Consider the following 15,581-nt stretch of genomic DNA (forward strand, 5'->3'; position numbering starts at 1 on the left):
GTTAACAACAACGGGTAACCCAGTTCACCTTATAAGGTTTAATAATGAAATTTTTAGTTATTATATTCTCGGTATTATTATTAAGCGCTTGCGCTTCAACAATAGATACTTACAACCCAAATAATATCTCTAGTCAAACCCTGTCTAGTGTCTCTGTAGATGACGTAGGTTTATGGGTTGGCGATTATGAACTAGTCACTGATATTACTTCAGCATTTGATACCAATGGCGCCAAAGTTATTTCTGTTAATGTTTGGGATACAGTTCCCGCAGTAGTTTATCTAAAAGAAGGTGAGTATCAATTTGTTATTCGATGTGAATCAAGGGGACTTTATAACTTTCATAATATTGATATCACACTTGAAAAAGGTCAGAAATATAAGGCTTATTGCTTGGGTAAATATGAAGACGCTTTCCTTGGTGATAGATTGACAAAGATTTTTGGTTTTATCAGCGAAGAAGATGATTTGTTGGCAGAAAAAGTAACTAATCAAAAAATTATAGATAGTTTGTAGCTGAGCTTATAAATCGTAAGGCCAGGCAATAAACACTAGATTTTTGTCCATTAATATTTTAGCAAAAAAAATCGACTTCAATAATTACGCTGAGCTCGTAAGTATCAGTCTCATGCTAAGTGTAAATTAAAATAGCTAAGTAAGTTGCTTTATCGATAAGCTTAAGGGCAAAATAAAAGAAAAACGTCACAAGGAGATATAAGTGAAAAATACAAAATTGACCTACAGTGTTTTTTCTTGCCTACTATTATTAATGTCGTGCTCACTTTTTGCAAAAGACACTATCCCGGAGCCTTTAACACCATGGGTGTCTTGGGTAATGAAAGGCCACGAAAATCTATCTTGTCCTTTCATCAATAATACTAACTTTGCTGAAAAGCAGAATCATATTTGTGCTTGGCCAAGTACGCTGGTAATAAATGTAACAGACAGTTCAGCAACGTTTAAACAATCATGGCAGGTATTAACGAAAAGTATCATCCCTTTACCCGGAAATGATAATAACTGGCCACTTGCTGTGAAGGTTAATAACAAAGACTTTCCTGTATTTAGTTATAAAGGTAAGCCATCTATTGAATTAGTCAAAGGCACTTATGTTATAGCAGGCCAATTTGAATGGTCAAAAATACCGCAAAGTATCGCTATCCCTGAACAATACGCATTCGTTAAAATGACAATTAATAACCAACTCATCGCCTTTCCTAAAATAGAAAATAATGAGCTATGGTTACAAAAGTTTGAAACGAGCCAAGAGAAACAAGACTCTCTTGATATAACGGTTGCAAGACGAATTGCAGACGGCGCTTATATAAAGCTTGAAACCTTCATTAGTATCAATGTGTCAGGTCAAATGAGAGAAGTAAAACTCGGCAAGGTACTGCCTGAAGGGTTTGAACTGATTGGCATTGAATCACCTGTTTCCTCATTTTTAGATGGTGACGGTATCTTGCACGCTAAATTGAAACCCGGCAGTTGGGAAATAAAGGTGCTAGCTTATGCACCCGCTACTTTATTAACGTGGCAAAAACCTGAACAATCTCATCATTGGCCAAAAGAAGAAATTTGGGTTTTTGAAGGGCATGAAAACTTGCGACTGGGTAAAGTTGAAGGTGCAAAAATGGTTGATAGTAGTCAAGCAAATATGCCCAATGCTTGGTATGAGCTACCGAGTTATTTAGTTAATAACGACGATTCACTGCGTTATGATATTCAACATAGAGGAAAGCCCTTACATTTAGAAAATCAACTTAACTTGAAACGCACCTTATGGCTTTCATTTGATCATTCAACTTACACCTTTAATGATGATATTAATGGCGCAATGATCAATGATTGGCGTTTAAGTATGAAATCTCCTTATTTATTAGAGTCTGCAGAAGACCAAGATGGCTCAGTATTAATTACCACCAAAGAGCCCAATGAAAGGGGCATCGAAAACCGTTATCCACAGGTAAAAATTGAAGCAAGAGGTATTATCAACTCAGCCAAACAACTACCTGTTAGCGGTTGGAACAACGATTTTGAGCGGGTATCATTGAAGCTAAATCTGCCTCCAGGCAATAAATTGTTTGCCGTATTTGGAGCCGATACCGTGTCAAACAGTTGGTGGTCAAGTTGGTCAATTTGGGCAAGTTTTATTGTTTTATTATCTTCTTTAATGGCGAGTCGATTGATTAATGTCACCGCAGGTATTGCCACTGCGGTAATGCTGCTTTTTATATATCAAGAAATAAACGCGCCTGTGATCGCCATTCTTAATTTACTTTTAGCAATCGTTATTAAAAAGCATCAACCCTTTGAACGCATGAAAGTCCTAGTTAAGGCTTATTGGGGGATCAGTATAACGGTTGCTATTGGCGCGATATTATTATTTTCTGCAACCCAATTACGAACCGTGATACACCCTCAGCTGGAGTCACGCGAATCAAGTGCAGACAGTTATAGAGAACGAGTAGTTGTAAAAAACAAAGAAGCACAGATGAGCAGAAAACGCAGTGATGTTATCTCCTCAGCAGATCTAATGAGTGCACCTGTTGAAAGAATCATAGTGTCAGGTAGTCAAGTGAAAATGGCTGAATTAATGATGGAGCGTTATCAAGCTGATGCGTTAATGCAAGCTGGCTCTGGTATTCCAAGTTGGCAGTGGAATAGCTATCAAATTAATTGGAATAGTCCTGTTGCTAAAGATCAAACGTTCGAGGTGATTGTTTTATCAAAAACCATCTATAGGTTCATTAAGATACTGGGTATATTGTTGACTTTGATTTGGCTGTTTTTAATATTAAAAGAAGTCATTAGCGAGGCATACACTAAAATTAAACCTCAGGCAGTCGCGAGTGTGTTGGTATTATTGTTCTTAATGCCGAGTTATATACCTAATGTTGAAGCCGCCGACTTCCCCAGTCAAAAACTCTTAGATGAGCTTAAGGTAAGGCTGACAGAAGCGCCATCTTGCGTGCCTGATTGTGTTGCTATCAATAGATTACACGTTAGCATTGGTGAGAAAGAATTAACCTTGGTGTTATCTGTTCATGCTAATACAGCTACTGCGTTAGCTTTACCCAAGTCTGAATTTTGGCGACCAGAAAAATTATTACTAGGTGAGACTTCAGTTGAAAATAAAATTGAAAGCTTAGTTAACTATAAAGGTTGGATATATATTCCTATTGCCCAAGGATTATCTACCATCACCTTGCGGGGGCAGGTTGCTCCCGTTGATGAATTCCAACTTGAATTTAAAGATAAGCCTAAGCATGTTAATACATCCTCTTCAGCCGCTTGGCAAATTGTTGGTCGTCAAGCTGACCGGTTAACTGGCAATACCTTGGCCTTTTTAGCTACCGATACCGATAAAAAGGAAAATGAAAATCAGCAAATTTCAACTCGTTATAGTACACAGCCCTTTGTTAAAGTGACCAGAGAACTGACTGTTGACCAATTATGGACGATACGCACTAAGGTTGAACGAATAGCGCCGAATAGCGGTTCAATAAATATTAAGGTTCCTTTAATAGCAGGTGAAAATATTACCAGCGCAGAGGTTATTGTTGAAGATAATCAAGTGGCAGTTACTTTACCCGCTGGAGTTAACTTTTTTACCTGGACTTCTATCGTTGCTCAACAACAAGACCTTCGTTTGCACGCTAAGCCTGAACAGCCATTAATTGAGCTATGGCGAGTGATTGTTAGTCCTGCGTGGCATGCAAATCTTTCTGGATTACCAATAATTCTAGAAGACCAAGACAATAATGATTATTATCGTTACTCTTTCTATCCATATCCCGGAGAAAGCCTAGATCTCACCATTACCCGACCTGTTCCAGTAAAAGGTGACGTGTTAGCCATAGATTCAGTGAATTACACTATTGAGCAAGGCACCCGTACTTCAACCTTAAGTTTATCTTTTGATTATCGAAGTACACGTGGTGGCGAGCATATTATTGAATTGCCACTAAGTTATCAGTTAAAAGAAATTAGAACGGATAACAAACTGATTAACCTTCAATTAGAAGACGATAAACTGGCAATTCCAGTACTGCCTGGTAAACATAATGTCCAGATACTGATGCGTGCCAGTGTTGAAGAAGAATTGTTGTTCTCTGCGCCAAAAATAAACTTAAATGCGCCAATAAGTAATATTACTAGTATTATTAATTTGAGTAGTCAGCGCTGGATACTTTCTGCTAAAGGTCCTCTACTGGGGCCAGCGGTACTTTATTGGGGGGAGTTGTTAGCTTTTATTTTATTAGCTTTACTCGTCTCAAGAGTGAATTTTTCACCCTTAAATACCGTGAGCTGGATAATCTTAGGCTTTGGCTTAAGTTTAAGTAATTGGGGAGTGTTAATGCTAATGGCGCTGTGGTTTGCTGCTATCACTGCTAGTACTTATCGACCAAAAAATATTAATCGACTTTCATATAATGCATCGCAGGTTTTATTATATCTGTTATCAATTGTCGCCATCGTGTCGCTTTTACTTGTGGTTCCGGCCAGCCTGTTGAGTTCGCCTAGTATGGGTATTGAAGGTAATTATTCATACGGTAACCACCTGCAATGGTTTTCAGATAAATCGAGTGGTTTGTTACCCCAAGTATCTGTGGTGAGTATCTCAACCATTTTTTATAAAGGTATTATGTTGGTTTGGGTTATTTGGCTGAGTTTTGCTTTTTTAAGTTGGATAAAATGGGCTTGGAAAGCGCTTGGTCAACAAGGCTATTGGCGAAGTGAACTCAGTAAGCAACTAGACGAAAAATAATAGCTCGTTGCAACAAAACTAGATCTATTTGAAATATTAAATGAAAATTTGATTAGATCTAGTGCTTTCATTGGTAACGGCAATAGGAAGTGTTTATTATGTAACATTTGGCATTTGCCACCCATTATTGATTATTTAACGCGGAACTTACATGAATTTAGAACAAGCTTTATTGGTAATCGCTACTGCACATGGCAACGAACTACCTGTTGAAGCGCTAGAAGCAGTTAAAATGAATTGGTCAGTGTTTTATCCTGATTTAGAGCGACTCATCGATCAATTTATTACCGATGATACTTCGCTTACCGATGAGCAACAGGCGATTTTATTTTTCGGCACCTTATTACTAGCAGAATTAAAATATGTTCCCGCGTTGTCAAAATGTCTGCAGTTATTCTCGCGCAGTGATTCCTTTTTAACTCCCCTTGAAGGGGTTTTTGGAGATGCTCTTACTGAATTAACGCCAACCTTATTTTATAATGTGGCAGATGGTAATACACAAGTATTGTCTGATTACATTGTTGATGGTCATCAAGCGATGTACTGCAAAGCTTCTGCTATTGAAGCGGTGTTTGCTCAATACGAAGTGGGTGTCATTGATAAGACCGAATTAAGTGAACATGTAACTCGCTGGCTAGCAGCCTTTTTGGCTTTACCTAATCCAATCAGTAGTTTTTTAATGAGTGCATTAGCCGATTCTTGTATTGAATATCAACTTGATAATTTCAAACATCAGTTTGTAGAATTATGTGATAAAGACTTATTTGATGAAGACCGCTTTAAAAAATCTGAGGTAAAGGCCTGGCACAGGGGAGATGCACCTAAGCTTATAGAGTCTGGTATTATTCAGGCAGAGTTTAGTGTCGTTGATACGTTAAAGGCATGGATTGATGATGACTCTGAAGATGAGCTAATCGATACACTTCCAAGTGAAGACCATGATATATTTGAGTCGTTAATGGCTGAAGGTGGTTTATTAGCTAATATCCTTTATGACGAAAAAACAATTTTAGAGAACAGCGTACCGGTGAGTTCATTAGCTATGGCTGGACGCAACGATCCATGTCCTTGTGGTAGTGGCAAAAAATATAAAAAGTGTTGCTTACAGTAAAATACAGCGCAATTAAATCCGTACCTACATTAACTCGTCAAACTAGAAAAACCGCTCATTGAAAGATTAGCGGTTTTTTACTTTCTTAAGGGAATTTTTCATTAAAATTAATCGCTATATCAGTTATCTTTTTGATGCTTAATTTTATCAGTAAATGACATCAATCTGTCATCATCAATGTAAAAATCAACATTTTATTAACAAATTTCGTTTGACGCGTCTTTGTTGCTTGCACATTTATTTTTTCTCAATACAATCAACGACAATTAAAGTTTATAGTGAAAATAACATGAAAAAATTAATCCTAGCACTTTGTTGTGCTTTGGTAAGCTTGTCTGCAAGTGCCTTAACTACGCTTGAAGATGTTAAGTCTTTTACCTTAGACAACGGTATGACCATCATCGTATTAGAAGACCATTCTATCCCTAATGCCAACATGTATTTATTCTGGAAAGTAGGCTCTAGAAATGAATATCCTGGCATAACGGGGCTTTCACATTTTTTTGAACACATGATGTTTAATGGTGCAAAAAAATACGGCCCTAAACAGTTTGACCGTGTAATGGAAGCTGCCGGCGGAGCTAATAACGCTTACACTTCGGAAAACATTACCGCTTATACTAATTGGTTCCCGGTTAGTGCAATAGAAACAATTTTCAGTTTAGAAGCCGATCGTATTGAAAACCTCGCTATTGATGAAGCTATGGTAGAAAGTGAACGTGGCGTAGTGACCTCTGAACGGTCAACTCGGTTAGAAAATTCAAATTTCAGTAAACTGCATGAAGAAGTAAAAGGCGTCGCTTTTCGAGCACATCCATACAGTTGGGGGGTTATCGGTCATCAGTCAGACATAGATAATTGGTCGATTGAAGATCTCAAGGCCTACCATAAAACGTATTATGCACCGAACAATGCTGTTGTGGTTATTAGTGGTGATGTCACCTTAGCGCAAGTAAAAAAACTCGCAAATAAACATTTTGCACCGATCAGCGCACAATCAAGCCCAAGAAAAGTACATACCGTTGAGCCTAAGCAACTCGGTGAGCGTCGAACATACGTGCAAAAGGAATCTTCAACCTCTGCCAATGTATTATTTGCTTTTCACGTACCAGAAACTCGCCATGCAGATTATTATCCATTGAAAATGCTTGCCTCTATTTTGGGTGATGGCCAAAGTTCTCGTTTGTCTAGAAGTCTGGTTGATGATAAACAAATAGCAACAAGCGTTTTTACTTATATGCCGGATTCATTTGATCCCAATCTATTCTATGTTTTCGCTACCGCTACCAGTACGGTAAAAGCGAGTGTGCTTGAGCAAGCGATGGTGGCAGAAATTAATAATATTATTGTTAATAGCGTTACTGAGCATGAGCTCACCAAAACCAAAAATATTGCTCAGGTAGATTTTTATCGCACGCTTTCCACAATCAATGGCAAAGCAAATACGTTAGGGACATATGCGTTATTTTTCGATGATTATTCGAAAATGTTTACGGCAATTTCAGACATGAACAAAGTGTCAGTCGAAGACATTAAGCGTGTCGCAAGTACCTATTTAATAAAGTCGAACCGCACGGTTGGCATTTTAGCTGCTGAACAAGACAGCAGCGAAGGAGATTTATAGATGAAACATTCCATTTTATTTATTTGCAGCTTTATCCTGACATTAAGTCATCCAGTATTCGCTGAATTTACTTTACCCGATTATCAAAAGCTGACATTGAAAAATGGCTTAACCGTTTATTTGATGGAACAACATGAAGTCCCTTTAGTCGATATTAGAGTGGTGACTAAAGCTGGCGCAGTTAATGACGGTGACAATTATGGCTTAGCGAACTTTACGGGTACTGCGCTTGGTTTTGGTAGTAATAAATTATCAAAAAAAGAAATTGAAGATTTATTTGATTTTCATGGGGCTAACTTTAGCAACAACGTTGGTATGGAGTCATCTACGTTAAGCTTATCTATTGCCAGTAAAGATATTGATGGATTGTTGCCAGTATTTAGAGATATTTTATTAGCGCCAAGCTTTGAAAATGAAGAATTTATTAAAGAGAAAAAACGTTACCTTGAAAACCTAAAACAAAGTAGGGAGCAACCCGGGCGAATTATCGGCGGTGCATTTAACCACCTATATTTTCAACAACATTTATTAGGAAACCCTGTTGATGGCAATATTTCAACTATCGAAAAGCTTTCTCTTAAACAAATAAAAACTTTTTACCAGGCATTCTACTCAGCAAATAATAGCGCACTTATAGTTGTTGGCGACTTTAATAGCAAAAGTATGGAAAAAAAGATTAATGATTTATTTTCAGACTGGCAAACTAAAAATATAAGTGCCCCTAATTTAAAGAGCTTTAAAGCTCCTGAAGAATCAAACGTATTGGTTGTTAATAAAAGTGATGCTAACGAAAGTACTTTTATCATAGGTGGTAAAGGCATAGCGTCTAATCATCCTGATATGGTTGCCATAAAAGTGATCAATACTATATTGGGTGGTAGATTTACCTCGTGGTTAAATGACGCATTACGTGTTAATTCGGGTTTAACATATGGCGCGAGAAGTCAATTCAATAGCTACTCAACCGCGGGTACGTTTGTTATATCTACTTTCACTAAAAATGAAACAACCTTTGAAGCCATCGATTTAGCGCTAAAAACCTATGACAGGTTATGGGAGCAGGGTATTGATAAAGATACCTTAGAATCTGCTAAAGCTTATGTTAAAGGGCAATTCCCTCCAAAATATGAAACAAGCCGTCAACTGGCTGGTTTACTAGCTACTATGTGGGTTCAACAGCTTGATAATACTTTTATTAACGATTTTCAAAAAAATGTTGATGCGCTAAATGTCATCAAAGCAAATGAGATTGTTAAAACTGTTTTTCCAAGAGAAAACTTACAGCTAGTCATTATAGGTAAGGCTGACATCATTGTTGAAAAAGCAAAAAAATACGGTAAGGTAAAAGAAGTTGATATCAATACGGTTAGTTTTTAGATGTGTAATAAAAACGCATAACGCTAAAATTTTTAGCATATAAAATTAAGTGCGCAGTACTATACTGCGCACGTTGTGAACAGAGAGAACCCAACGAGAACAGCAACCATCGCTTTATTCAATAAGCCTCAATTATTGATAAAAAAACACTGAAAAATTGATCACACTGGAGTATTATTTTTAATGGAACTACAGATAAATGTTATAGATGCATTCACTGATGAGACGTTTAAAGGCAACCCCGCGGCTGTCATTATAACCTCAGACTGGCTGACTACAGAGCTTATGCAGTCTATTGCTATCGAAAATAACCTTTCAGAAACTGCCTTTGTTAAACAAATTAATAATCAAACGTATGAAATACGGTGGTTTTCACCGATAACCGAAATTGATTTCTGTGGGCATGCCACGCTAGCTGCTTCATTCGTTATTTTTGCTAAAGATAACACAATTAAAGAAATTAACTTTTTCGCAAAGGCCGTGGGCGATCTGTCAGTTACAAAAACCCCCGATGGCCTTATACAGATGTGTTTTCCTAATAAAGAGCCCGCTGTCGTAAATGATATTCCTGAGGCGCTATTAAATGGTTTGTCGATTAATCCCATCGACGTTTTATTAAATGACCAAGCGTATTTTGTTATTTACAAAAATGAAAGTGATGTGCTCGCTGTTATAGCCAATAGTGACGAATTAAAGCAGCTTGCTCCTTATGATGTAGTTGTGACATCGACATCGACATCAACAGAGTTTGATTTTGTCTCTCGTTACTTTTGGCCTGCAAATGGTGGTGATGAAGACCCAGTAACGGGTTCTATTCATACTGGATTAATGCCTTATTGGTCTAAAAAGTTAAACAAAACCGACCTTATCGCTTACCAAGCCTCTAAGCGAGGAGGAAAACTGATGTGCCGCATAGAAGGAGATAAAGTTTATATCTCAGGTAAAGCGGTGCAATACTTAACGGGTACAATTACAGTGTAGCGTTATTGTTCAGTGGAAAACTTAGATTAACACTCCCATATCAGGGTCTAAAAAGTTAAACAAACCCGACCTTATCGCTTACCAAGCCTCTAAGCGAGGAGGAAAACTGATGTGCCGCATAGAAGGAGATAAAGTTTATATCTCAGGTAAAGCGGTGCAGTACTTAACGGGTACAATTACAGTGTAGTGTTATTGTTCAGTGGAAAACTTAGATTAACACTCCCATATCAGGGTCTAAAAAGTTAAACAACCCCGACCTCATCGCTTACCAAGCTTCTAAGCGAGGAGGAAAACTGATGTGCCGCATAGAAGGAGATAAAGTTTATATTTCAGGTAAAGCGGTGCAATACTTAACGGGTACAATTACAGTGTAGCGTTATTGTTAAGTTGAAAACCTAAACTTAGACTAACACTCCCATATCAGGGTCTAAAAAGTTAAACAAAATCGACCTCATCGCTTGCCAAGCTTCTAAGCGAGGAGGAAAACTGATGTGCCGCATAGAAGGAGATAAAGTTTATATCTCAGGTAAAGCGGTGCAGTACTTAACGGGTACAGTTACAGTGTAGCGTTTTAGACAATTAAGGGCGCTTTACGCTATCGCTCAGTGGACATTAAAAATCACTCTCCCTTTAAGGAATCTCATGTTAAAAACACCGATAAATTTATTGAATAAGTTCACTCGTTTTTCTGATCAATGGTCACCAAGAGTGGTTGCCCAAATGAATGACTATCAATTTAAATTGGCTAAAATTCAAAATGAATTTACTTGGCACTCGCATCCAGACACCGACGAAGTTTTTCTTGTTATAGAAGGTGCTATGAGTATTGAGTTTAGGGATGGCAAAGTGGACCTTCTTGCGGGTGAAATGTATGTTGTGCCAAAAGGCGTTGAACATAAACCTCATGCAAAAGATGAATGTAAAATAATGCTTATAGAACCTTGTGGTGTCGTTAATACCGGAGATTCACCAGGAGAGCTTACCGCTCAGAATGATCTTTGGGTATAAAGTATATAGCGATACTTTTACTTTGCTAACGGGCATTTTTACCCTATTGGCTTTTGTAGGTGCCGCTCTCTAAACTGTTAGCACAGAACATTGCAACGCTAATAACCTCTAGTGTAATCATCATAGGTTTTACAATGTTACTTATGCGATATAAAACTTATACTATCAAAGCAAAAATGTATTTCCGTTTAATTTTAGCAATGTTAGTACCGCTAGCTTATACAAGAACAAATATTCCATATAAGTTGTGCTAAACCTAAGTGGATAGATCTTATTCTCTTATTGATACGTATATAGAAAAAAAGGTTGATTTGATAAATATATGTTGATTAATTTAATTGGTTTTAATGTTTCATGGTTTGGCTTGGTTTATTGGGGTAATAATTTTATTCCATTCGCCTTTATGCTTCTACTTGCCCACTTGTTTTTTCAATCTAAGAATTATAAAGAATTGTTGTTAATCTTGTTGGTCAGCGTCATTGGTATTGGTGTTGATTCATTATTACAGCAACTCAATATTTTCATTTTTATTGAAAAAGCTCATATTCCTTTTTGGCTGATGATGTTGTGGGCTAGTTTTGCCGCCACCATTTGTCATAGCTTACAATTTTTAGCTTCTTCTAAGGTCCTTCAATTAGTGATAGGAGGATTAATATCACCATTAAGTTATATTGCTGGTTATAAATTATCAGCGGTTGATTTTGGTTATTCTATGCTTACAACTTATACCCTTTTAGCGTTGGTATGGGGGACATTGTTTATTTTGTTTTTTTATTTGAAATCAAAAATTATTACCCAAGAGGTAAATAATGCTTAAATTTTATGCTCGATTGATCGTTATCACCATGTTACAACAATTTATTACCGTTCAAGTGTTAGCAACTGATGATATCAAGCCAGACACATTAAATAATATTCTTACAGAGCAGGTTTATATACCTGTTGGTCAAACAACTTTTTCTGTGCTTTTTTGGGACCTGTACAAAAGTAAATTACTGACAACTTCTGGAAAATATCCTATTGAGTTAACGGATGAAAAATTGTTATACCAGATTAACTATTTGACTGACATTTCAAGTAAAGACTTAATTGAACGTACAGTCGAGCAATGGCAGCATTTAGGTGTACCAAGAGAAAACTTTGAAAGCTATGTACCTATGCTTGAAAAAATATGGCCTGATATTAAAGAGGGCGATAGCTTGTCTTTATATGTCAGTAATAATAAGAGTACTTTTTATTTTAATAACGATCTTATTGGTGAAATTGAACAGCAAGAATTTAGTCAACTTTTTCTCGATATATGGTTATCAAAAAATACCAGTGAACCTAAGCTTAGGCTTGAATTATTAGGAATTAACAAAGATGAATAAATATATAAGAACTCTAGCTTTTATTACCACAAGCTTATTTATTTCTAGCTGTTCGGTAGAGTTAGAGGAATACAAACCAGTAGCTAAGCCATTTGATATAAAATCTTACTTTGATGGTAAGGTTATTGCTTGGGGAATAGTTCAAGATTATACCAATGAAGTTAAAAGACGTTTTTGTGTCGAAATTGAAGGAAGTTGGCAAGAAGATCAGGGTGTACTTGCAGAAAAGTTTTACTTTGATGACGGTGAAATAAGCTACCGTAATTGGCAATTGACTAAACTATCTGATGGAAGTTATGTCGGCGGTGCAGAAGATGTTGTCGGTGAGGCTATTGGCAAGCATCAAGGTTTTGCTTTTCAGTTTCAATATACATTATCGTTAAACCTTGATGGTGACATAATGGAAGTTGCTATGGATGATTGGATGTATCAGTTAGATGAAAATAAGGTCTTTAACAAAACTGCTATGTCTAAATTTGGTGTTCAGGTTGCTGAAATAACATTGTTTTTTGATAAGGAAACAACAAACCAAAGCTGTCAGTCTAATTAAGTTATTGTAGTAGGTCAGTTAAAGCGGCTTCAATTTTATTATGTTTAAAAACGAAACCGCTATTTAATAGTTTTTGTGGTACCACATTTTGTCCATACAGCAACAACTCTGCCATTTCACCAAAGATAAGTTTAAGTAGTGGGGCTGGCGTAGTGAAAAGGCTAGGACGATGAAGTGATTTTGATAAAGCTTTTGAAAATACTTCATTGGTTACCGCATTAGGAGATGTCATGTTTACTGGTCCTGACAAGTTGTCATTATCAATTATATGTAATATTGCAGAGACCATATCGTCAATGTGCACCCAAGACATAACTTGATCGCCCTTACTGATCTTCCCGCCAACACCTAATTTGAACGGTAATAACATTTTAGCTAAGGCACCAGAACTCTTATCTAATACTATCCCGGTACGTAATAGAGCAACCCTAGTATTTACTGAACAAGCAAGTAACGCTTTTTCTTCCCACTTTGCACAGACTTCATGAGTAAATTCTTGATGAAAATCTTTAAAGGTTTCATCAATGGCTTGACTGTTTTGTCGACCATATATACCAATTGCACTGCCAGAAATAAGCAAACTTGGTGGTTTTTCTGCGATAGAAATTAACTGTGCTATTTCTTCAGTAATATCCCATCTGCTTTGACAAATTCTATTTTTTTGCTCTTGTGACCAACGCTTATCAGCAATAGGCTCGCCGGCTAAATTAATAACAATATCAGTGCTTTCTATGTTGGTAAGTAAGAGTTTATCAATAAACCGGACTTTTTTGTTTATGACTGAACTCGCAGATTTAATATTTCGAGTTAACACCGTAATCGTGTTTTTGTCCGTATTTATAGATTTAATCAATGCTTGGCCAATGAGGCCAGTTCCACCGGTAATAAGATAATTCATAGGTACATCCAATGATTAGAATAACTAAATTAATACGTAGTATTAATCTTATAAGATCATTCAAAATTGTTTTAATATTTTATCAAAATATTGTGAACTTTGTCTTTTTTATGCGTAATTTGAAATGAAATTAACTTAATAAACGTATAAGGGAAGCCAAGTGAAATATTTTAAAGTATTAACAGTAACCATTATAAGTATGTTTTTTCTACAAGCTTGTAATGATGATAAAGCAACAGAGCCAGAAAAAGAAAAAATAACCATTGTTGATGCTGCTATTAGTAATGGCAGTTTTAGTACATTAGTCGCAGGACTTCAGGCTACAGGAATAGATGCAATATTATCTAACACCAAAATATCTGTTGGTATCGATACCGTAATTCTTGATTAATAGCTCGTATTACATTTTCTAATTAGTTGATATTATGCCCCTGCCTATGGGGCTTTTTTTTGCTTATTATTTACTTTTAAGTGATCGATTATATGGCTAATAACGTATAACTAAACATGACGATAACAGTTAATATTTATCGACAGGACACAGTAACTCTGACTAAGACATAGTTTTACCTTTTAATGCATAACCTATTTATATGCATATTTTTACGCCCCAGCCTATGGGGCTTTTTTTTGCTTATTATTTACTTTTAAGTGATCGGCTATGTGCTGGCCATTAACGTATAACTAAACATGACGATAACAGTGAATCTTTATCGACACGACATAGTGACTCTGACTAAGACATAGTTTTACCCTTTAATGCATAACCTATTTATATGCATATTTTTATGCCCCAGCCTATGGGGCTTTTTTTTGCTTATTATTTACTTTTAAGTGATCGATTATCTGGCCATTAACGTATAACCAAACATGACGATAACAGTTAATCTTTATCGACATGACATAGTAACTCTGACTAAGACATAGTTTAACCCTTTAATGCATAACCTATTTATATGCATATTTTTACGCCCCAGCCTATGGGGCTTTTTTTTGCCTGTTACTTATCTTTATGTGATCGATTGCTTGTTTTTTAACGTATAACAAACAATAACGATAGTAATGAACAATTAATATCTATCGGCTTTGATTCAAGCATAGTGGCCTGACTAAATGTAGTTTACCTTTGATTCATAGGTTACTTATATAGATGTTTTAGCAGCGGCTTAGATGAATTTTTATATAATTGTGATCATTTTTTGTCCATGCACGTATATATTAATAAGATAATAGAAGTAATAAATATATGAAAATAACTACAATCAATCTACCTGTTTTTCCTTTGCCTATATTCCTTCTGCCTGAGGGAGTTACCAAATTAAGAATATTTGAACCGCGCTATTTAAAAATGGTGGGTATTGCTTCTAAAAATGGTGGCTTCATTATATGGTCGAAGAATAGCAACAATGATATTTCAAATTCATTGTGGGGAAGCTGGGTCGAAATTATTAATTTTGATCAAGGAGATGACGGAATATTAGAAATTGATGTTAAATGTAAATCATTAGTAGAAATTAATACGTTAACCTTGGATAGCGATAAATTGTATTTTGGTGATGTAAAGCAAATTCAACATTGGTCACAATCTTCAGTCGATACTTCACTCTCTGAGTTGTCAGAGTCTTTAGCAAACGTATTCACGAACAATCCGGACTTAGATGATTTATATCAGCAAAAAGAAATCACTCGTCCAAGCTGGGTTATTGCAAGATGGCTAGAGTTGCTACCAATAGATTTAGACATAAAAGCTACATTTGTTATTGATCATGATTTTCAAGCCGCAAAAGAATTGGTTCAATCTGTTATAGATAAATAAATATATTAATTAGTGATCTTTATTCATTTGTATCCGTATAAGCATCTAAATATAATAAAAGCGAAAAGCGGTGATA

General features: G+C 36.2%; 13 protein-coding genes and 1 pseudogene. 13 read left to right on the forward strand and 1 reads right to left on the reverse strand.

What is annotated here, in order from left to right; translation table 11 throughout:
- Positions 1–44: 44 nt before the first annotated feature.
- The 11 genes and pseudogenes from H4J56_RS15180 (at position 45) to H4J56_RS15225 (ending at position 12,791) form a co-directional block, all read left to right on the forward strand.
- Complete coding sequence (locus H4J56_RS15180; protein WP_182217302.1) at positions 45–515, forward strand: hypothetical protein; 471 nt, start codon at positions 45–47, stop codon at positions 513–515.
- Between the two features lie 202 nt (positions 516–717).
- Positions 718–4,770 carry a hypothetical protein gene (locus H4J56_RS15185; RefSeq protein ID WP_310733549.1) on the forward strand — a complete coding sequence of 1,351 codons (4,053 nt, stop codon included), beginning with the start codon at positions 718–720 and terminating at the stop codon, positions 4,768–4,770.
- 151 nt (positions 4,771–4,921) lie between these two features.
- Complete coding sequence (locus tag H4J56_RS15190) at positions 4,922–5,881, forward strand: DUF1186 domain-containing protein (RefSeq protein WP_182217300.1); 960 nt, start codon at positions 4,922–4,924, stop codon at positions 5,879–5,881.
- Positions 5,882–6,170: 289 nt separating this feature from the next.
- A complete protein-coding gene (locus tag H4J56_RS15195; protein ID WP_182217298.1) occupies positions 6,171–7,505 on the forward strand; it encodes a pitrilysin family protein in 1,335 nt (444 codons plus the stop codon).
- Positions 7,506–8,882, forward strand: coding sequence for a pitrilysin family protein (locus H4J56_RS15200; protein ID WP_182230996.1), 1,377 nt, complete (start codon positions 7,506–7,508; stop codon positions 8,880–8,882). It abuts the gene before it with no gap.
- A gap of 183 nt (positions 8,883–9,065) precedes the next feature.
- The gene (locus H4J56_RS15205) at positions 9,066–9,863 is read left to right on the forward strand and encodes a PhzF family phenazine biosynthesis protein (protein ID WP_182230995.1); all 798 of its coding nucleotides are present in this window, start codon (positions 9,066–9,068) and stop codon (positions 9,861–9,863) included.
- Positions 9,864–9,933: 70 nt separating this feature from the next.
- Positions 9,934–10,050, forward strand: a pseudogene (locus tag H4J56_RS20025) (phenazine biosynthesis protein PhzF); the annotation flags it as partial.
- Between the two features lie 455 nt (positions 10,051–10,505).
- Positions 10,506–10,871 (forward strand): cupin domain-containing protein, encoded by a 366-nt coding sequence (locus tag H4J56_RS15210; protein ID WP_182222661.1) that lies wholly within the window; start codon positions 10,506–10,508, stop codon positions 10,869–10,871.
- Positions 10,872–11,193: 322 nt separating this feature from the next.
- On the forward strand, positions 11,194–11,688 hold the full coding sequence (locus tag H4J56_RS15215; protein ID WP_182230994.1) for a DUF2878 domain-containing protein: 495 nt from the start codon (positions 11,194–11,196) through the stop codon (positions 11,686–11,688).
- Complete coding sequence (locus tag H4J56_RS15220) at positions 11,681–12,241, forward strand: chalcone isomerase family protein (protein ID WP_182217291.1); 561 nt, start codon at positions 11,681–11,683, stop codon at positions 12,239–12,241. The genes H4J56_RS15215 and H4J56_RS15220 overlap by 8 nt, the downstream gene beginning before the upstream one ends.
- Entirely contained in the window at positions 12,234–12,791 is a 558-nt protein-coding gene (locus H4J56_RS15225; RefSeq protein WP_182217290.1) for a DUF3833 domain-containing protein, read from the forward strand. The genes H4J56_RS15220 and H4J56_RS15225 overlap by 8 nt, the downstream gene beginning before the upstream one ends.
- A gap of 1 nt (position 12,792) precedes the next feature.
- On the opposite strand, the gene H4J56_RS15230 is transcribed toward H4J56_RS15225, so the two are convergent.
- A complete protein-coding gene (locus tag H4J56_RS15230) occupies positions 12,793–13,689 on the reverse strand; it encodes a TIGR01777 family oxidoreductase (RefSeq protein ID WP_182230993.1) in 897 nt (298 codons plus the stop codon).
- Between the two features lie 160 nt (positions 13,690–13,849).
- Here H4J56_RS15230 and H4J56_RS15235 point away from each other — a divergent pair, with 160 nt between their 5' ends.
- Positions 13,850–14,080 carry a hypothetical protein gene (locus H4J56_RS15235; RefSeq protein WP_182230992.1) on the forward strand — a complete coding sequence of 77 codons (231 nt, stop codon included), beginning with the start codon at positions 13,850–13,852 and terminating at the stop codon, positions 14,078–14,080.
- Between the two features lie 855 nt (positions 14,081–14,935).
- Positions 14,936–15,505: an LON peptidase substrate-binding domain-containing protein gene (locus tag H4J56_RS15240; RefSeq protein WP_182217286.1), complete on the forward strand. Its 570-nt coding sequence runs from the start codon at positions 14,936–14,938 to the stop codon at positions 15,503–15,505.
- The last annotated feature ends 76 nt before the right edge of the window (positions 15,506–15,581 follow it).

The sequence above is a fragment of the Colwellia sp. BRX8-4 genome, from assembly GCF_014077345.1.
Classification (GTDB): Bacteria; Pseudomonadota; Gammaproteobacteria; order Enterobacterales; family Alteromonadaceae; genus Colwellia_A.